Origin of the sequence: Saccharibacillus sp. CPCC 101409 (genome assembly GCF_030518235.1) — a bacterium.
GTDB lineage: Bacteria > Bacillota > Bacilli > Paenibacillales > Paenibacillaceae > Saccharibacillus.
The window spans coordinates 121,395-140,912 of sequence record NZ_JAULSA010000008.1; the positions used below are offsets into that span (position 1 = coordinate 121,395).

Annotated in this window: 15 protein-coding genes; 6 read left to right on the plus strand and 9 right to left on the minus strand. The window is 51.4% G+C overall.

Annotation, left to right across the window (positions count from 1 at the left end; genetic code table 11):
- Nucleotides 1–186: 186 nt before the first annotated feature.
- A complete protein-coding gene (gene nudC, locus QWJ34_RS17515; RefSeq protein WP_302729793.1) occupies nt 187–1,053 on the minus strand; it encodes an NAD(+) diphosphatase in 867 nt (288 codons plus the stop codon).
- Between the two features lie 212 nt (nt 1,054–1,265).
- On the opposite strand from nudC, the gene QWJ34_RS17520 reads away from it, so the two are divergent.
- The 5 genes from QWJ34_RS17520 to QWJ34_RS17540 all read left to right on the plus strand — a co-directional run bounded on the left by QWJ34_RS17520 (nt 1,266) and on the right by QWJ34_RS17540 (nt 6,640).
- Complete coding sequence (locus tag QWJ34_RS17520) at nt 1,266–2,411, plus strand: DUF262 domain-containing protein (protein WP_302729795.1); 1,146 nt, start codon at nt 1,266–1,268, stop codon at nt 2,409–2,411.
- Complete coding sequence (locus tag QWJ34_RS17525; protein ID WP_302729797.1) at nt 2,408–3,511, plus strand: AAA family ATPase; 1,104 nt, start codon at nt 2,408–2,410, stop codon at nt 3,509–3,511. Before QWJ34_RS17520 ends, QWJ34_RS17525 begins: the two co-directional genes overlap by 4 nt.
- A gap of 25 nt (nt 3,512–3,536) precedes the next feature.
- Nucleotides 3,537–4,490: a hypothetical protein gene (locus tag QWJ34_RS17530; RefSeq protein ID WP_302729799.1), complete on the plus strand. Its 954-nt coding sequence runs from the start codon at nt 3,537–3,539 to the stop codon at nt 4,488–4,490.
- A 55-nt stretch (nt 4,491–4,545) separates the two neighbouring features.
- The gene (locus tag QWJ34_RS17535) at nt 4,546–5,637 is read left to right on the plus strand and encodes a threonine aldolase family protein (RefSeq protein WP_302729801.1); all 1,092 of its coding nucleotides are present in this window, start codon (nt 4,546–4,548) and stop codon (nt 5,635–5,637) included.
- Nucleotides 5,638–5,911: 274 nt separating this feature from the next.
- The gene (locus QWJ34_RS17540) at nt 5,912–6,640 is read left to right on the plus strand and encodes a phosphodiester glycosidase family protein (RefSeq protein WP_302729803.1); all 729 of its coding nucleotides are present in this window, start codon (nt 5,912–5,914) and stop codon (nt 6,638–6,640) included.
- 146 nt (nt 6,641–6,786) lie between these two features.
- On the opposite strand, the gene QWJ34_RS17545 is transcribed toward QWJ34_RS17540, so the two are convergent.
- Nucleotides 6,787–7,287, minus strand: a complete 501-nt coding sequence (locus QWJ34_RS17545; RefSeq protein ID WP_302729805.1) for a hypothetical protein — start codon at nt 7,285–7,287, stop codon at nt 6,787–6,789.
- A 294-nt stretch (nt 7,288–7,581) separates the two neighbouring features.
- The gene (locus QWJ34_RS17550) at nt 7,582–8,472 is read right to left on the minus strand and encodes an SDR family NAD(P)-dependent oxidoreductase (RefSeq protein ID WP_302729807.1); all 891 of its coding nucleotides are present in this window, start codon (nt 8,470–8,472) and stop codon (nt 7,582–7,584) included.
- A 193-nt stretch (nt 8,473–8,665) separates the two neighbouring features.
- Here QWJ34_RS17550 and QWJ34_RS17555 point away from each other — a divergent pair, with 193 nt between their 5' ends.
- Nucleotides 8,666–9,136 (plus strand): MerR family transcriptional regulator, encoded by a 471-nt coding sequence (locus tag QWJ34_RS17555; protein ID WP_302729808.1) that lies wholly within the window; start codon nt 8,666–8,668, stop codon nt 9,134–9,136.
- 739 nt (nt 9,137–9,875) lie between these two features.
- Here the strand turns inward: QWJ34_RS17555 and QWJ34_RS17560 are convergent.
- The 6 genes from QWJ34_RS17560 to QWJ34_RS17585 all read right to left on the minus strand — a co-directional run bounded on the left by QWJ34_RS17560 (nt 9,876) and on the right by QWJ34_RS17585 (nt 19,518).
- Complete coding sequence (locus QWJ34_RS17560; RefSeq protein WP_302729809.1) at nt 9,876–10,556, minus strand: DUF4956 domain-containing protein; 681 nt, start codon at nt 10,554–10,556, stop codon at nt 9,876–9,878.
- A 16-nt stretch (nt 10,557–10,572) separates the two neighbouring features.
- Nucleotides 10,573–11,283 carry a polyphosphate polymerase domain-containing protein gene (locus QWJ34_RS17565; RefSeq protein ID WP_302729811.1) on the minus strand — a complete coding sequence of 237 codons (711 nt, stop codon included), beginning with the start codon at nt 11,281–11,283 and terminating at the stop codon, nt 10,573–10,575.
- 2 nt (nt 11,284–11,285) lie between these two features.
- Nucleotides 11,286–13,037: a CotH kinase family protein gene (locus QWJ34_RS17570; RefSeq protein ID WP_302729813.1), complete on the minus strand. Its 1,752-nt coding sequence runs from the start codon at nt 13,035–13,037 to the stop codon at nt 11,286–11,288.
- Between the two features lie 106 nt (nt 13,038–13,143).
- The gene (pelG, locus tag QWJ34_RS17575; RefSeq protein WP_302729814.1) at nt 13,144–16,266 is read right to left on the minus strand and encodes an exopolysaccharide Pel transporter PelG; all 3,123 of its coding nucleotides are present in this window, start codon (nt 16,264–16,266) and stop codon (nt 13,144–13,146) included.
- A complete protein-coding gene (gene pelF / locus QWJ34_RS17580; RefSeq protein ID WP_302729816.1) occupies nt 16,242–17,681 on the minus strand; it encodes a GT4 family glycosyltransferase PelF in 1,440 nt (479 codons plus the stop codon). Before pelF ends, pelG begins: the two co-directional genes overlap by 25 nt.
- 4 nt (nt 17,682–17,685) lie before the next feature.
- Entirely contained in the window at nt 17,686–19,518 is a 1,833-nt protein-coding gene (locus QWJ34_RS17585) for a DUF2194 domain-containing protein (protein WP_302729817.1), read from the minus strand.

The window sequence follows — 19,518 nt, forward strand, 5'->3', positions numbered from 1 at the left end:
GCCACGAACGACTCCTCCTTCGAAATTGGGGTGTGGGGTTTGGGTGTCCGCAAACGGGTCTGACCGGGTGCTTGATTCGAGCGGAATTTTGCCTCTGTGAATTATGTACCCGGAAACGGCGGTCCGCAACAGGCGAAGCCGCAGGCTGCCGCTTCTTTCATGCGTGCGTCATGGCAAGTTCCGCCGTCAGGCTCCGCCGGTCCCGCCGTACTCCTCCGCGTACCAGTCGATCATTTTGCGCGCGATGCTGACCTTCGGCGGGATATTCGGCAGCTCGCCGGGGCCGAACCAGGCCGCGTGCGCGATCTCTTCGCCGTCCACCTCGATCTCGCCGCCCGCGTATTCCGCGATAAAGCCGATCATCAGCGAATGCGGAAACGGCCACTGCTGGCTGCCGAAGTAGCGGATCTCGCCGAGCGCGATGCCGACTTCTTCCATGGTTTCGCGCCGCACGCAGTCTTCCAGCGTTTCGCCCGGTTCGGCGAAGCCGGCGATCAGCCCGTACATGTCGTTTTGAAAATGAGCCGCGTGCGCCAGCAGGATCCTGCCGTCTTTCAGGATCGCGGTAATAACGGCCGGCGAAATGCGCGGATAATGGCTCAGCCCGCAGTTGGGACAGACTTTGGCGCGGTCTTTGTCGGCGAGCGTCAGCGTACTGCCGCAGCGCCCGCAGAACCGGTGCGTGTCGTCCCAGGCCAGCATTTGCAGCGCGCGACCGGCCAGGTGGAACAGGTCTTCGTCCATGCGTTCGTACAGCGGACGCAGCGGAAAGAAGTCCGTGCCCGGCAGCGGCTGCGTTTCTTTCGGCGCTTCCGCGGCGTAGCACGGCGAGCCGTCCAGCGTGCCGAGATACAGCGAGCGGGAAGCGGCGACGCCGAGCTCCTCCGCGGCCGCGGCGGCCGGAACGGCGAGCAGTCCCGCGCCTTCCTTCAGCAGCAGACGGTCGGTGCCCGCCAGGAAAACGAACCAGTACGCGGGCTTGTCCGAGCTTTCGGCGACCAGCGCGGGAACATAGCGTTTATAGATGCTTTCTCTTGATTGCGGTTGCGGCATGGGAACAGAACCTTTCTTTTTTAGTATCAAATAAACTAAGCCTCTTTTTATAGTCTAGTTACCCTAAAGTCATAATTCAAAAAAGTCGAAGGAATTAGTTGTATGACACTTGGTTTAAGTAAGTATTGTGGTGTGCTACTATAATCATAGAAAAATAGTCTTAACAATAAGTGTAATTGATTTATTTGTTGAACAAGAAGGGGTTGGTTAAGTTGAGTAAAAAGAACGAAAGACAACTTTCTTTATTTGATGATTACTTTGAAGGCCCTTTTGAAGAGGTTGAAAAAGTAGATGAAGCAAGTAAAATGGTGATAACGAATCCTTTTGATCCATCACGTATTGATATTACACAAAAGCCGCTCACTATTGACTTGTTGATAAAAAGACTCAGAGAAAAAGAAGTGGACCTTTTGACTGATTTTCAAAGAAAAAGTGGTCTTTGGGATGATCATCAACAAAGTAGACTGATCGAGTCTTTAATCATTAGAATTCCACTCCCTGCATTTTATTTTGATGGAACAAATGATAACAGTTGGCTGATTGTAGATGGATTACAAAGGTTGACTGCATTAAAGAGGTTTGCAATCGATAAAAACTTGAAATTAAGTAATATGGAATATGTTACTCAGTTTGAAGGCATGAGCTACGATCAACTACCTCGTCCTATACAAAGAAGGATTGAAGAAACTCAAATTATTGCTTTTATTATTAACGCAGGTACTCCTAAAGAAGTGAAATACAATATATTTAAAAGAATAAATACTGGCGGAGTTCCACTTACTGCTCAAGAAATCCGTCATGCATTAAATCAAGGTGTAGCTTCGAAATTTTTGAAAAAATTGGCCGAAAGTGAAGAGTTCATACGTGCTACTTGCGATGCCGTGAAAACAGATAGGATGGAAGACAGAGACTTTGTATTGAGATTTTTAGCGTTTAGTATGATTTCTTACAAAAGTTATTTCCCTGATTTAGAAAACTTCTTAAATAGTGCAATGAATGACTTAAATCAAAAAACTGCAGAAGAGCTAAAAGTATTAGAAGAAAAATTCAAAAGAGCTATGAATAACGCAATTGATATATTTGGCGATGATGCTTTTAGGAGAAGATATAATCTAGAAGACAAAAGAAAGCAAATTAATAAAGCTCTTTTTGATACATGGTCTGTAAATCTTGGCAATCTTAATTTAAATCAAAGTAATATTCTATTCCAAAGAAAAGATATACTGATAGAAAAATTCATGAAATTAATGTTGAATAAAGAGTTTGATGGAGCTATTTCTCAAGGAACAGGCGATCCTAGAAGAGTAAACTATCGATTTTCCAAAATTGAAGAATTAATTACTGAGGTGCTGAAATGATAAAGAATGTTCACTTGAAAAATATAAAATGTTTTAAAGAACAAGATATCAAGCTTGGCAATCTCACTTTGCTAACTGGTTTGAACGGCGTAGGAAAATCAACTGTAATACAATCTTTACTTTTGCTTAGACAATCTTATATTCAAGGTGCTATGAAGAATAAAGGATTATCTCTGAATGGAGATTTATTATACTTAGGTACTGGACAAGATTTGTTGTACGAAAAGGCGGAAAATGAAGAATTAGAGATCCGGCTGGAGTTAGAAAGTTCACCGCCTTTATTTTGGAGTTTTGGGTATGATAAAGATTCAGATTTATTGCCGATTTTAGAAACTTCTTTTGAAAATGAAGAGGTGACTTTGTTTTCTGAAAATTTCCAATATTTGAGTGCTGAGAGGCTTGGTCCTAGAACTTATTTTAATCGCTCAAGTTTTGAAGTTAAGCAGCAAAATAGTTTGGGAATTCACGGAGAGTATACTACACATTATCTTTCTGTACATCAAAATGATCCTATTCCAAATCAATTTCTTAAACACCCGCAAGGAGTAGCTGATACTTTAAAAGCACAGGTTGATGCTTGGCTAAGCATTATTACTCCGGGTACAAGATTAGATATTAGCGATTACAATGATATGGATATAACTAGCTTAAGATATCGCTTTGCTGGGGACCGAGACTTGAGCAATTCCTTTCGTGCAACTAATGTAGGCTTTGGCTTAACTTATACTCTTCCAGTCTTAGTTGCGCTGCTAGTGGCAAAACCAAATTCGATTCTTCTAATTGAGAATCCTGAGGCTCATTTGCATCCTAAAGGTCAAGCTATAGTTGGACGTTTAATGGCTTTGGCGTCGTTAGGTGGAGTTCAAATTATTACAGAAACTCATAGTGATCATGTTTTAAATGGTATTCGTCTAGCTGTACATGATAAAGAGATAAGTCCGGGAAATATTTCAATAAACTTTTTTAGCAAAAAAAATAGAATAGGTGCAGTAGATCATTTGGTGGATAACTTGCTTATAGATCAAAATGGTAGAATTGAAGATTGGCCAGAAGATTTTTTTGATGAATGGGATAAGATTCTGGATAAATTAATTTTTTAATTTATATAGAAAGGGAAGATTAATTTTGGAATTGGTTTTTAACGATCTATGTTTAAATGTCCCGTTAGAAAATGTAGAAAAAGCCAGGTTAAAAATGGATCAATTTATAAAGTTAATGGCTGCCTTTTTTAAGGCTATGGGAAGTAAGGATTTACGTACTAATGAAAACTTTATACATTTAGAACTTGCTTCAGATTACCGCATTATACAATGGATAAATGATTCAAGCGTAGATAAAGAAGCCAAGAGATTTTTTAAGTCATCAATTACACGTAAGCCTTATATTAATGACCATAAAGAATCTCATATTTATTCTAAGTTTTTGTCTTCTGATTTTTTTCACAATGGGTTAAAGTGCGAAGGAATAGGCATTGCGCACCTTCTTGAAGCTATATCAATAAGTCTTGAATCAAAGAGTGAATGGAATAGAGACTATTTAAAAATACAATTCATCGAAATTGACGAAGAAAATGATATACAAGAAAACATTATCTATGTTAGACATGCAAGTAAAATAGAGCATTTGGATTCGCATCGGTCTTACATAACAGAGGTAAGAGCATTAGAATATCGAGACAATATTGAATGGAGAGACCAATTAGATGTTACTTTTCCTAACCTATTATTTTGTGAGCATGCCAAACTCCAATTATCAAAATATAAAAAAGGGGAACCAATTTTAAAACAAATACAAATCCGCTTGTTTGAATTGAACAGCCACTTTCAAGATGCAAAAGAAAGAGGGGCCGATTATTCGAATATACCTTCTAAAACTACGCCTGAAAGTAAAGCGACTTTAGACGCATATAAGGAAGAACATACTTTTAGATGCCCTGATGGAAAGGGGAGAACTTTTTCGTGGCATGTGCGTATGACACCTGGAGCAGGTAGGATTTTCTTTTTATATGAAGAGGATGTTGGAAAATGCATCATAGGTCATATAGGAAATAAGTTGAAAACAGTGACAACAACTACCTGAATGTAAAGAATCTTAATTTTTAATACCAACTTTATTTGGAGGGAGTGATTAAATAATGGAGTCGTTATCCGAAACGTTCCAAAACGCGAGCTGCCGTACTTCCGGCAGCGGTCCGCGCAGCGTACAGGTGCTGCTCGACGCGCTGCAGGGCGAAGACGGCGGAACGCCGAGCGACATGTACGGCAAAGGCGAAACGATCGAGCGCTTCGAGCGGAAGCTCGCGCGGATGCTGGGCAAAGAAGCGGCGGTCTTTTTCCCCAGCGGCACCATGGCCCAGCAGATCGCGCTGCGCATCTGGAGCGACCGCAAAGGCAGCAAAGTCGTCGCTTACCACCCGCTGTGCCATCTGGAGATCCACGAGCAGGACGGCCTGCGCGAGCTGCATCATCTGGAGCCGGTGCTGCTGGGGACCGAAGACCGGCTGATTACCCTTGACGATGTGAAAAATATGCCGGTCGACGTCCGCTGCCTGCTGCTTGAACTGCCCCAGCGCGAGATCGGCGGACAGCTTCCGGGCTATGCGGAGCTGGAGGAAATATCGGCCTACTGCCGGGAGAAAGGGATCGCGCTGCATCTGGACGGGGCGAGACTGTTCGAGATCCTGCCTTTTTATCAAAAAACGGCCGAAGAAGTGTGCGCGCTGTTCGACAGCGTCTATGTCTCGTTCTACAAAGGCGTGGGCGGAATCGCGGGTGCGATGCTGGCGGGCGACGCGGACCTGGCGCAGCAGTCAAAGGTCTGGAAACGCCGTCACGGCGGCGACCTGATCAGCCTCTATCCGTATATCCTCAGTTCGGATTACTATCTCGACCGCCGTCTGCCGCAGATGGCGCGGTATTACGAGGAAGCCAAAGAGCTGGCGGCGCTGTACAACGATTGCTTCGGAATCCGAACGCTGCCCGAAGTGCCGGTATCGAATATGTTCCACCTGCATCTGTCCGCGCCGCGGGAAACGGCGGAGCGCGTCGTGGCCGGCGTGCAGGCGGAAACGGGTATCGGCCTGGCCGCGTACCTGCGGGAGACCGGCGAATCGGCCTGCGCGACGGAGATCAGCATCGGCGATTCGTACCGGGACGTGCCGAAAGACGAACTGCGCGAAGCGGTCAAGCTGCTCGGAGAACGTCTGGCGCAGGCGAATCGATCCTGACAATCGACTGACAAATAAACAGCCATCGCGACCGGGCATCGAACCCGGCGGCGGTGGCTGTTTGTGTGTTACTTCGTCTTTTTATCGCCTTTTTCTCAACATAAAATAGATAAAAGTCATCTCTTAATTCGCGGATTTTCCTACCTCGAAAGCTAAGTGTACATGTTACGATGAAATCACTTTAAAACAAGTTGATGGAATATGTGGGGGATACATACAATTCAACTTGGCTTATCCCTATTAAAGTTATTATATTGAATAAGGAGCTGATCGCATGGGTATTGCTAAATATTATCATTCAAGTTCTATTAAGGGTAAGGATGTGCACTATATTTCTGCTGATCCATCTACTATCAATGTGAACAATATCAACGGCAAGTCTCTGACAGCTAGTTCGTCCGGTTATTTCGGCATCAATGGTACATTCTTTGATAAAGAGAGTGAAACAGTTTCGGGTATTGCCTGTACTTCGGGCGGAACTCCTGTAGGTAAGGACGGAACCGGCTCAAGCGCAGTCTATAAACGTGGAACGCTGGTGCAATTTCGTCAGAACAACGGTGTAAATCCGACTATCAGCAAATTCCAGCTCACTAATATCGCAGATGTCGGTTTTCCACTGTCCTGGATCGACTGGGCCATTAGCGGGCTGAATCTGTATCTGGATGACAGTTCTATTACTGATTCAACCAAATTGACAGCTAAACTCAAAAGTGCAGAACACGGTCAGTCTGTGAATAAGATTGATCCTCCAGAACAAGACGATCGCGCGGCTATTGGCTATAAGAGTTCTACCCAGAAAATTATCCTGGCCAATATTAAAGAGGCTACTGCTTGGGAAGCACGTGAAGTCATGAGGTATTTCGCCTGCGATTATGCGATTCTACTTGATGGTAGTAATGCAACTCAAATGCGTGCTAAACTGTCCAACGGAAATGTCGTGACTAATGGCGGTGGAAGAAACATTTATAGTGTTGTCACAGTAAATAATGCAACATGGCAATAACAATTCTATGTATGGGGATTGAGTAAACATATAAAGTATCCAATAAACAGCTCCAGTCTATGGACTGGAGCTGTTCTTTTTTGTGATTAAAATATATAAATACTAAATAATTCAATTTATAAGCATTGAGGTTTTCAGTTTTTATATTAATCGATTTGTATGATCTTCCATTCTCCAATTGCATCTTGCTTCATATTGTAAGTGGCGCCTGTTTCTTTGACTTGTCCAGTATCCGCTGACTCCACTTCATATTGAACATTTATATCGATGCGCCCTTCGTCGCGATCTATAATGGTAGGTTTTCCAATAAAACGAAACCGGTCGTCAGTATCTATTAAAAATAAGTCACCTTCATACAATTTTTTTGTAGCATAAGTAGCTTCGAATGCTGCTTTATCGTTCTTTACCCAAGCCTGCATATTTTGTTCTAATACTTTTAAGACTGGCTGATAACTTTCATTGTTTTGATAGTCAGATATATCTATAGCGACTCCTTCTTGAAAATTGCTGCCAGCTTCATTAGACGGCTTGTTTTCGACTAAGGGAACTGAAGTTTGCTCTGCCTTTTCCGGAACGTTCTGCTGCTGTGAACAACCTGCTGCGACCGTCGATAACAATAACATTAGAAGAAAACTAATTTTTTTCATATTTTACCCTCCAGTATTTTGAACATCATATATACACGTTTCGCCAATCTAACCTCGTCGTGGTTAACAAAACAAAAGATCTCATTTTCATAATTATTTAACGCTGGAAGTAACGTAAAAGTTGCTTTAACCAATCAAGAGATGAGAATTAAAAATTGGTTAAAGCCCATATAACAAATCCAAAACAAGTAGATTTGGCTGAACTTTTGTTCCTGGCAAGAAAATTTTCGAAGTGGTGAAGAAATAAATTCTGCTGCTAGAGGGCTCCTGTATGATCGATCGAGAAATAGCCAATCAGACTAAGCTGCCCTTATTCGAAGTCTTCTTCGGCGCCGCAAACTCTTCCCGGTACACCCGGTCCACATTGTCCAGCACGCGCTGCGCGTGTTCGGCGAATCTCAGGTCCACGATGCCTTTTTTGTCGATCAGCACGCCGGCTTTGTCGCGGTACGGACCGAACGCGGCCTCGTACAGGCGCGAAGCGCCCTGAGCCGGGCCGGGGAAGAAGCGCATCAAGTAATTGACCGGGAACGGCAGGCCGGATTTCTTGCCTTTGCGCACCGTATTGTTCGGGCCGGGATCGGCGCTGCGCAGCTTGATGCCGTCGGATGCTTCGCGCGAAGCGAGCGCCCGCGTCCACAGCGACAGGGCAAGCTTGCTTTCCGCGTAGGCGCCGGTCAGCTGCTTGAAGGTTGAGGGATGCGGCAGTTTGTCGGGATCGAAGGTTTTGACAAAGTTGAACGCGTTCGAAGAAGTGCCGATCACCGTTCGCAGCGATCCGCGCAGCAGCAGGTCTTTCAGCTCGCGGTAAACGATATACGGCACGACCGTTTGCAGTTCGTAGTGCATTTCGCGCCCCTGCGGCGAGAAGCTCAGCTCCGCCAGACTGCCGCCCGCGTTGTTGAAGACGACGTCGAGCTTCGGCTCTTCCTGCTTGATGCGTTCCAGCGCCGCCCGCAGCTGAGCGAAATCCGTCAGTTCGGCGCGGTAGATCCGCAGCCGCCCTTCGCGCAGCGCCGACTGCACGATCTCGTCGCCGTCGGCAAAGTTGGAGCGGATCAGTACCGCCACCTGCCAGCCTTCGCCCAGCAGCCGCCGCGTCAGCTCCAGGCCGATGCCGTTATTGGCGCCGGTAACCAGGGCGATGGAATCGCGGTTCGAATCGGGTATTTGTCGAGTGTTCATTGGTTGTGTCCTCCAGTCGAATATTGGTGATGGAGGACAGCTTATAACTTGGAGCCGAGTCCAAGTCAAGCACGATCTCATGAATCATTTTCACTGAATTCTTTTCTTGACCTGGAGCTGACTCCAAGTTGTATACTTTCGATAACAATGACCAATCCGAATATAGACGCACAGAGAAAAGGAGCCGATCGATATGGAAAGCACGCGCATACGCACGGAAGAAACCGAATCGACAGCGGAAGGCTATTCAATCAAAGAAACGGCGCAGCAAACCAGGCTGTCCGAAGATACGATCCGCTACTACGAGAAGATCGGACTGCTGCCGCGGGCGCGGCGCAAAGAAAATCGGCACCGCATCTACGGCGAAGAAGAGATTCGGGTCATGAAGCTGATCGGCTGCCTCAAGAAGACCGGAATGCCGCTGGACGAAATGAAGCCGTATCTGGATATGGCGCGCACCGGCGACCTGTCCGGAACGCCTGAGAATTACGAACGTTTCCGCGCCTACCGGCAAACCGTGCTGGAACAGATCGCCGAACTGCAAAGCGTCGTCGCCTTTATGGACCTCAAACTGGAGCAAGGTTCGCTGATGCAGCGCCGGACCTGCGACGAACCCGAGAGCGAACTGGGCCTCCCGATCCAACGCAGCAGCAAGTTTCAGTAAGCCGAGAGCCGCCGGCTCGGTAAACGCCAAATAAGACGAAGCGCGTATAAAGCGCGCTTTCGTCTTCAAGAAAGTCTGGTTCGATAAAAAAAGCCGGTAAGCGGAGGAGAAAATTTCGTGTAGGTACAGACTTTCGAAGAAAGTCACGGATTGTCGAGAAACGATTGGATGTAAACCTAATTTAGGCGGGTTCGATTGGAAGGAAAGGTCGGGAAAGGGCTGGAGAAATAAAGCCAGCGGCAAGAAGAATTGAAATAGCTGCGTATAGGCCCTTATTCCGGCTTTATCTTACATTTCCGAGCAAATAACTGCACTCATACATCTATTTCGAGCTTTTGCGCTTCGATTCGGCCTTTGGACCCCGAATAGCTGCACCTGCGTCGCTATTTGGAGAAATCGGAGGATTTCGCCCCAAATAAGTGTGCCTGTGCCGCTATTTTCCTTTTGGAACCATACCCGGATTTCTTGACAGCCTGAGACTTTCGAAGAAAGTCACTCCGGAAGGATAGGCTTCTGGCGTTCGCCTTTGAAATCGGGAAGATTCCATATTAATCTAATCAAACTTCCTGGTTTCAACACGCGACCTAAAGTCTTTCGAAGAAAGACACGCCGAAAGCCTACGCTAACGAATTTTCTCCGCAGCTTCATATGGTTTCTTTACGAATAGGACTTTCTTAACGCTTTTAGGACGAAACGCGCTTTCGTTCTTTTTGCTAAGCCGGAACCACGCCGCCACGCCTTACTGCGCATAATCCCCGGTATAGTTGAGCAGCGACACATCCGTTACGCCGTCCAGCGCGGACAGTTCGTGCACAAAAGCGGTGTTGTCGTCGCGCAGACGCAGCTCCACGGTCATTTCGACATAGTCTTTGCGCACCGTCTTGGACTTGAGCGTATAGGTCATCTTTTGCAGTCTGGCCCGGACCTGGCTCGTCGCGTCTTCCGAATGGCGGACGATGAGCAGATAAGGCTGTTCGCGCACCTTGCGGCGGGACAGGACGAGCAGCGTCGCGCCGATCGCGATCGAACCGACGATGGCGAGCGGGTACAGCTTGGCTCCCGCGGCGACGCCTCCGGCGATGGACCAGAACATGTACACGATATCGAGCGGGTCTTTGACGGCGGTCCGGAACCGCACGATGCTGAGCGCGCCGACCATGCCGAGCGACAGCACGATATTCGAGCTGATCGTCATGATGATCATGCTCGTAATCATGCACATCAGCACGAAAGCGGCGTTGTAGTTGTAGCTGTACACGACTCCGCGGAACGTAATCTTGTAGATATAGAAGATAAACAATCCGATCAGCAAAGACACGCCCAAACCGAGGAAGACGTCGATATACGAGACGCTGCGGAACACTTCGAGGTGCGTCACGCTTTTTTTAAACAGGTCCTGGAAGTTCAAGTTATCGTTCATGGGTAGAGACGTCTCCTTATCGTTTGAAATGAATCATGCCGGTTTCCCGGCAGATCACGTATTTGGAAATGGAAGAGCGGTTGCTGGCGGCCGGTTTGGCGGCAAGGCGGATATCGTCGGCGAGAAATTCGTTGTATTTGATCTCCAGGATCGTCAGCGCCGGATCGAGCATTTCGTGCAGCACCAGATTCGGATGCAGCAGGTCGACGCCGTTCACGCCCGCGGCCAGCTTTTTGTCGAATGTGATGCGCACGTCGCCCTGCTCCCGGATATACGCTTCGCGCATATAATCGACGATCGTGATCGGCCGGTAGCCCCAGTGCGTCAGCGCAATATGGAATTCGCGGATCAGCGGATGCTCGGAGTTGTCGATCGCCGAATAGTCGCCGCGCAGGATCGAATCGTACTGGCTGCGCGACAGCGGGGCGCTTTTTTTGTGCACGTAGTTGCCGAACTTGCTTTTCTGCTCCAGCTTGATCGTCTTGTCTCCGCCGTTGTAGATGCGGATGCGGAATTTGTCCCGGGCGAAGACGCCGTTCACTTTATCGTGCAGCGCGTGGTCGGTGGGCCCGTCGAAGTACAGGCTGCGAATGCCGTAGCCGTCCGGCCCCAGCGAATGCCGGTCGAGCGGCAGCAGCGCCGAGACGCGCTGGCGGATCGACAGGTAATCGTAAGCGTGCAGGTAGAATTTGTGCTCGTGACGCAGCGGTTTGCCCATGAATTGCATGCTTATTTCACCTCGATTTGTCTGATTCCGTAATAAGGAGCGCCTTCGGCATCGTAATAGATATCGAACGCCGTCTGCGAATGGCCGCCCGTGTCGCGTACGATCACTTTCCAATAGTAGGTTCCGGCGGCCGGCTCTTTTAGCGTGAGATTGGCATCGACGACTTCTTCCTGCTTGACGATGTGTTCAAAAAGCGGGTCTTCGGCCAGCGTAAACGTATAAGTCAGGTCGTCTCCTTGAAGATCGAACGAATCGCCCCAACTGAATAGAATGCCGGCATCTTTCTGCTGAATATCGTTCAAAAAGAAAGGCTTCGGATCTTGAATATCTTGTTCGAAGCGTTCGATGGACCGTTTCGGTACTTTGGCGATCTCCTGCACATCCGCCGGAATATCGCCGACCGGAATCGGGAAAAAGTATTTGTCCGGGCCCCGCCTCGCGAACGCCTCCGTGATCGGCCTGTACTTCGCGATCAGGTCCGACAGAATCTTTTCATTGATGTAGCCGCGGTAAAGTTCGTCGATTTTGTTTTTGAGCAGCTGCACGTTCTTCTCGTCGCGAAAAAAGCGATTGTGGAGCTTGCCGCCCCAATAATTGCTGATCCCGTTGTTGTACGTGCCGATGCTTCCGATCTTTCGCTGCAGTTCCCAGGCTCCGTCGTAATCCCAGGGCAGGAAATACCACTTCTCGGAATTGAGCGGCGAGTAGAGCAGGAAATTCTGGGCGTTGGTGTCCATATTGTCCATCAGGATATTGCCGGCCATCCAGGTGAGGTAATTGTCGAGATCGAAATGCTTCTCCATCACTTCGTCGATGGGAATGGACATATTGTTCACATCGTCCAGCATGGCGATCAGCTTGGTGTGGTCTTCGCGTCCCTGGATTTCCAGATGTTGTTCAAAAGCGGCCCTGTCGTATACCGGGTCGTCTTTGGCTTTCAAGGCTTCCGGATACTGGAGAAACTCGAACATGGTCGCTTTGTACAGGTCGCCGTAAGGGTCCAGCCAGTGATTTTTGAGAAATTTTTTGTTCGGCTGCTCGATCTGTGTGAACAGGCCGTAGTCTTCGTACTCCGCGCCGGAGGAAGCCGCGCCGTCGCTGAGATCCTTCACGTACAGATGAACGAAGCGCGTGCGCAGACTGGCCATGTCCGGCATCGTTTCGAACAGATCGAACCCGAGCTTGTTCCGAAACCGGGAAGGATCGTAGGGGTGCTTGTTCAGGTTGAGGATGCTCTGGTCGTTCCACAGTCCCGCCCGGTCGTCCAGTTTGATCTTGTAGGAATGCTGGGAGACGTAGCGGGCGGTGTTGCCCCGAAGCGCGATTTTGCCGTTGGCTTCCTCGGCCGCGTAGCCGAATGCTCCGGCTTTCGGTCCGCTGCCGTCGTCGGCTCCTTCCTGAACGATAACGTCGAGTTCGCTTTCTTCCGCCCGGTCTTTGACCCGGTTGAACGCGGCCCAATCGAGCGGCGGTTGATCCGCCCCCGGTGTCTGCGGCGGCACCGTCAGATAGAGGGTGTCGATCCGCGTATCTTTATCGCGCTCGTAGATCCGTTTGTCTTCCTGCAAAGGGCCGTCCTGCGAATCGGCATCGGCCGCTGCGGCGGCCGTTTGTTTGGGAGCGGCGGGAGCCGCCGACTCCGCCGAGTCGTTCGAACAAGAAGCCAGCAGAGCGGCCGCGGCCATCAAGCCCGAAGCGAGCGCCGCCTTTTTGGTCGATAGAAGCTGAAGCAGCAGAAAGGTCTTTTCGATCATGCAAACCCCCTTTCTGTCATCGGAGGACGGCGGAAGCGGCGGGATGACAAATGTAGTAATAAACATGCAGCAGGCCGGCCCTATAACGACACAAACAGAATCTTCGTTATTCCACTTCGATCTCTCTGACGCCGTGATGCCATACGGACTCGGCATCTTTGTAAATATCGAAGGCGACCTGGGTATGTTGCTCGGTATCGCTCACGGTAACCTTCCAGTAGTAGGTGCCGGAGCTAAGACCGGTAACGTCGAGATGGGTATCCGCCAGATCGGTCTGCTTGACGATATCGGTAAACAGCAGATCGCGGGCCAGCGTGAACGTATACGTCAGATCGTCTCCCTGCAGATCGAACGAAGTCCCCCAGCTGAACGAAACGTCGGAACCTTTTTGCCGAATATCGTCCAGGAAGTACGGCTTGGGCGTTTGGACGTCTTCTTCGAAGCGCTCGATCGAGCGGTCCGGCACGTCGATAATATCCTGCACGGCTCTGGGAATATATTTGACTTGCATCGGGAAAAAGTTGATATCCGGCTTCTGCGCCGCAAAGCGTTCCGTGATCGGGGTGTACTTGGCGATCAGCTTCGATACGGTATCGCTGTTGATATATCCGTCGTGCAGCTCATGGATCTTGTCTTCCAGAAGCTTGACGTTCTTCTCGCTGCGGAAAAAGCGGTTATGGAGCTCGGCGCCCCAGTAGTTGCTGATCCCGTTGTTGTACGTGCCCGTCTTGTCGTCGCCCCGCGGACGTTCCCAGGCTCCGTCGTAGTCCCAGGGCAGGAAATACCATTTCTCGGAATTGAGCGGCGAGTAGAGCAGGAAGTTCTGGGTGTTGGTGTCCATATTGTCCATCAGGATATTGCTGGCCATCCAGGTGAGGTAATTGTCGAGATCGAAATGCTTCTCCATCACTTCGTCGATCGGGATCGACTTGTTGTTGACGTCGTCCAGCATCGCGATCAGCTTGGTATGGTCTTCGCGGCCCCGAATTTCCAGCAGCGACTCGAATTTGGCTTTGTCGTATGCCGGATCGTCTTTCGGCTTCAATTCGTCCGGGTAGCGCAGGAATTCGAACATGATCGCTTTATACAGTTCGCCGTAAGGGTCCAGCCAGTGATTTTTGAGGAACGCTTTGTTCGGCTGCTCCACCTGGGTGAAAAGTCCGTAATCTTCGTACTTGGCCGCCGAAGACGCCGCGCCGTCGCTCAGGTCTTTCACGTAGAGATGAACGAACCGGGTGCGCAGGCTGGTCATGTTCGGGATGGTCTCGAACAGGTCGAAGCTCAGCTTGTTCCGCAGGCGCGTGGCATCGTCGGAATGTTTGCTCAGGTTGATCACGCTCTGGTCGTTCCACAGTCCCGCTTCGTCGTTCAGCTTGATCTTGTAGGAACGCTGGGCGGCGTAACGGGTGCTGTTGCCGCGAAGCGTGACTTTGCCGTTCGCTTTGGAAGCCGAATAGCCGAAGTTTTCGCTCGCGGGACCGCTGCCGTCGGGGGCGCCTTCCTGGAAAATAACGTTCAGCTCGCCTTCCTCCATGCGGTCCCTGATCCGGTTCAGCTGATACCAGTCGAGCGGCGCCTGATTCGAGTCTTCTTTTTGCGGAAGCACGGTCAGGTACAGGGTGTTGAGCTGCGTGTCTTCGTCGCGTTCGTAGATCCGCTTGTCTTCCTGCAGCGCGTTTGCGGACGAATCGGAAGACGAATCCGCAGCCGCGGTCTGCTCGGAAGCGGCGGGCGAGGCCGAATCGGCCGGTTCGCCCGAGCAGGCCGCAAGCAGGAAGACCGAAGCGATCAGCCCCGAAGCCAACGCCGACGTCCTGGCCCACAGCGGGCGCGAACGACGGGCGGCGGGCGGAGTCAGCGGCTGGGCGCAGAATGTGTAATAGTCGATGTCCTGCACGTATGCGCGCGTCCGCCTCAGCGCCAGCACCAGCGCGACGAAAGAAGCAAGCAGCATGCCGTAACCGTCGTAGCCCGTCCGCATCGTCAGGATGCCGAGCAGCAGGTTAAGCAGCAGGAAGGTACCGCTGATCATAAGAACTCCCTTTCTGTCATCGTAATACAGCAGAAGCAGCAGGATGACAAATGTGATAATGAACATATAGTAGCCGAGCAGCAGGATCACGTAGACATCGAGCTGTTCCATGCTGAACCCGATCAGCGGAAGGAACTTGATGCCGGCCGCCAGGAACAGGATGGTGAAGATCAGCTGGATTTCCATCAGGAACGTCAGTTCTTTGACCAGCGAACGCTGCATGTCCCGTCTTGCCGCCGATATTTCTTCCCAGGTGCCTTGCTGGCGAATCAGGTCGTAATAGGTCCTGAATTTTTCGTAGAAGTTCGTTTCGACCGCCACCGTAAATACGATCAGGGCCGGAACGACGCTGAGATAAGCATAGAACACCGGGGTATCGTAAAAAGCAGAAATCGCGAACCGGCCCGCGATCCGGGTCTGATGGGACCCGAGCCAGTATACGAAGCTATGTATGTAAACGCCGGCGTAAAGCAGGGTTCCGATTGCGAACAAGGAAGGGTACTTCCGGAAATAAGCAAGGAAACTGAAATAAAGCTGTTTGTTCCGCGCCGGAAACACATGCTCGAAGTGCCGGTTGTTCAGCAGCAGCACGATAAAAAATCCCACATCCACCGCGGCGAGCATGCTTGCCGTCGACGGGGAAGCCGAGAAGCGGCCGACCGCCCAGGCGCCGGCGAGCGCGGCGAACGCGCTGAGCAGAAAGCTGCGAAAAATCCGTTTGTAATCTTTGAGCGCGGACAAATAAACGGACTGGATCCAAATAAGGATAAGCTCCATAAACAGCAGGAAAGCGGCCAGCTTGTAGAAAGGCCCGGCCTGCACGCCTCCCAGGAACACAAGCGCCGCCAGCGCGCTCGCGGGCAAACAAACGGCGGCTGCTCCGTAATAGGAAGACAGAACGTATTCGTACTTTTTCCGGAACAGCATGTCCGCAAGAAAGCGGGTGAGCAGCATGGTCAAGCCGCCGGTGAACAGTACCGAGAAGATAAACGCGTATACGATCGTGGACAGGAACAGTTCTCTTTCCAGATAAGCCGCGTCCGATACGCTCATGACATATTGGATCCCGGCGACCATGCCCATCGTCAGCGCCATCGGCCCCACAGTCGACATGGACGAATAGGCGTAAGCTTTCAAGTGCCGGAGCATTCCCTGCTCGCGGTACAGCTTTCTTAATTCGAATCCGATACCTGCCATGCGTTCGCCTCCTTGTAGGTGTCGTACAGCTCCCGGTAGCTGCGAATAAAATCGGCATGGGTATACATTTCTTCCGCCCGCGCGCGTCCGTTTGCGCCCATCCGCTCGCGCAGCTCGCGGCTGAGTCCCAGCTTGACGATCGCGCCGGCCATCCGGTCGTAGTGCATAACCGGCACGATCAGCCCGGCCGGGCCGATGGAGTCGCCCCGGCCCTCCAGCAGCTCGCGGCAGCTGCCCACGTCCGTGGCGACGCACGGCTTGGCGGCCGCCATCGCTTCGAGAATCGCCAGCGGCATGCCTTCGCTGATGCTCGACAGCACGACAAGATCCAGCCTGCCCAGGTATTCGCGCACATTCACCTGTCCGGTGAAGCGCACATCGTCGAGCCGCAGCGCGAGCACCAGCTCGCGGCATTCCCGCACGTAGTCTTCATCTTCTTCGGTCGGGCCGAGGATATGCAGCTCCGCTTCCGGCAGCTGCTTCTTGACCAGGGCGAAGCTCTGGATCATCGTCTTGATATCTTTGATCGGGACGAGGCGCACGATCGCGCCGATTCGCAGCGGGCCCGCCGCGGCGGGCGGACCGGCGACGAGATCGTAGTCCGCGACGTTGACTCCGTTCGGGATGATCCGGATCTTGCGCTCGTCGCAGCCGATCTCCACTTCGATCTCTTTGTTGCGCCCGAACAGCGTAATCACTTCGTCGCTCCACGAGTACGCCGCTTCCGACAGCCGGTAGAAGTAGCGAATCCACAGGTCCTTGAAGTAGCCCCGGACCCAATCCGCTTTGATGATTTCTTCTTCCCGCTCGCGCGAATAGATGCCGTGCTCCGTCAGGATATACGGCTTCCCGTACAGATGCTTGCCGAGCGCCGCCACCACGCCGGCATATCCGGTGGATACGCTGTGATACAGATCGGCCCGGGGGATTTCCTCGCGCAGCGTAAGCAGCAGCGGCAGCATCATCGAACGGACCATCCAGTACATTTCGGTAAAAGGAACGTGGGCGTAGTCTTCCGCGCAGCGCTCCGACAGTATATGGAAAAACTCCCGCGACATCAGCAGATGGCCGGCGGTAGGCACGCGATCCGAACGGATCAGGTCGAACAGCGGCGCCCAATCCAGTTTGCCGCCGCCGATCAGGGCGCCGAGCGCCCGGCGTTCTTCGGCAGTCAGCCGCAGACGGTCCTGCGTCGGAGGCGCTTCGTTCATAAAGCTGTTCAGAAACACCTCTTTGATCTCCACGATATTCGCGGGAATCTCGTAGCGGTACAAGCCGCGCTGCTTCTCTTCCGCGCCGATCGCCAGGATCACGAATTCGTGCTCCGGCATATGAACGGCCAGCGAATGAATCCAGCTGGACACGCCTCCCGTGATATAAGGGTATGACCCTTCGGCCACAATACATATTCTCATAACATCAGGCCTCGCTAAGATGGATTGTAAATTCCGGCCGGTCGACGACCACGAGCATAATGCCGTCGCCGATCCGGGTAACGTCGCAGCCTTCCGTAGAGCCGACTTTTTTGCGGGTGCGCAGAATAAAGGAGGCTTTGCCTTCAAGCGGCGTCAGCTTTCCCTCGATCAGCTTCCCGCTCTGCTTCAGTTCCAGGTCGGCGGACAGCATGTTTTTCATATCGAGCGCCGCTTCGACCGAAGTCTTCGCTTCGAGCCACGGATACTTCTCCTGCAAGCGGGATACGATCGTCGCGTACTCGCTGTACAAACCTTCCCAATTCAATCCGCTGCTGCGCTCGCTGTCGAGCACGTCGTCGGGGTGAACGAAGTGCGAGAAGAAGCCGTACGAAGTCAGCGTGTTGGCCGCCATCCAGCGCTCGAATTCGTCGTCGGCGTAACCGGAAGTCACGCGCGGCATCTCGATGATCCCGTCCTCCGCCTGCCCGAATTCCTGCACGTAGCCCGCGCCCGTCGGATCTTCCGCGAAGATGGAAGAGATGACCGAGAAGCTGCTCCATTCTTTTTTCAAAGCTTCGCGTCCTTCGGTACTGAGCACATTGGAAGGCGGCACGTAAGTGAACAGCGAATAGTTGGGGAAGCTCTGCTTGAAATGGTTCAGGGCTTCTTCCACCGACAGCGCCATATCGTCGGCGCTTGCCCAGACTTTGTAGCCGAATCGCTTGCTGATTTTCGAAGAAGTCGTGAGCGACTGGTGATTGTAGCCGTGCAAACCGATCTCTCCTCCGCTTTTGATAATCTCTCGGCCGTAGCTAATCAAGCCTTCCGAATCGGCATCGGGCGGATTGGCAAAGGGAGGCTGAACCCGGTCGTTATACGACTCGATCATGACCGCCGTGTATTTGAGGTTGTAGCGCTTCGCGGCCTTGAGCATGTCCGGCCACCATACCTGCTTGAAGAATTCATGGCGGTTCATCCGGTAGACCTTGTAAATATCGGGATCGACCGAATTGCCGTAAGGCGCGGGCCAATCGTCGATATACATCAGCTTCGAATTGTAGATCGGATAGATGAAATCGGGAATCATCATGGAAATCGCCCCGACGATCATGCCGCGGCTCGTTTTTTCTTCAAGAATCGTTCCGTTGAAGACCATGACCGAGCCTTTGTCCACATCGTAGCTCCACAGCATCGGCGTGCCCGACGCCGTGGTGGCATGGACCCGCGCCGACGAATCGAGTTCCACCTGCATGACTGTATTTTCCATGACATTGTCGTCGATATGAAAGTTCTTCTCGCCCAGCAGCACCTCGTCCGTCAACCGTATGCCGGGTTCTTCGACGAATTCGCCGAGGTCGATAATGCCGAGCTTGCGGTAGAATCGCACAAAAGGATCGTTGCGCTCCGGCATGGTAGCCAGGAAAAGGCGGCCGCCCTGTCCGACATAATCGAACAGCGCGTCGGGATCGTCGATCAGGGTCAAATCCGTCATGGTCGTGACGGCGGCCGCGCAGTCGGCAAGTTCCGGCTGCTCGCCGCGCAGGTCGACGGAAATCGTCGGCTTGCGAATATCCCGGAGCACTTTGACCGCCTGGTCTTTGACGCGGACGCTGTACTTCTCCCTGCCGTCGTAGATCAGGCAGATCGGAAACCCGGAAGCGTTCGGCGCCGCAGCCGCGGCGCTCGACCGTTCTTTGAGCTGCTCGCCGAGTTCTTTGTTGTGGCTGAACTGCTGGAAGAACTGGGTATGCGTCAGCAGCATGGCGGCGGACAGCAGCAGCATGCCGGCCAGAATCAAATACATGCGCAGGCTGAATTTCATACTCTCGTTATTCAT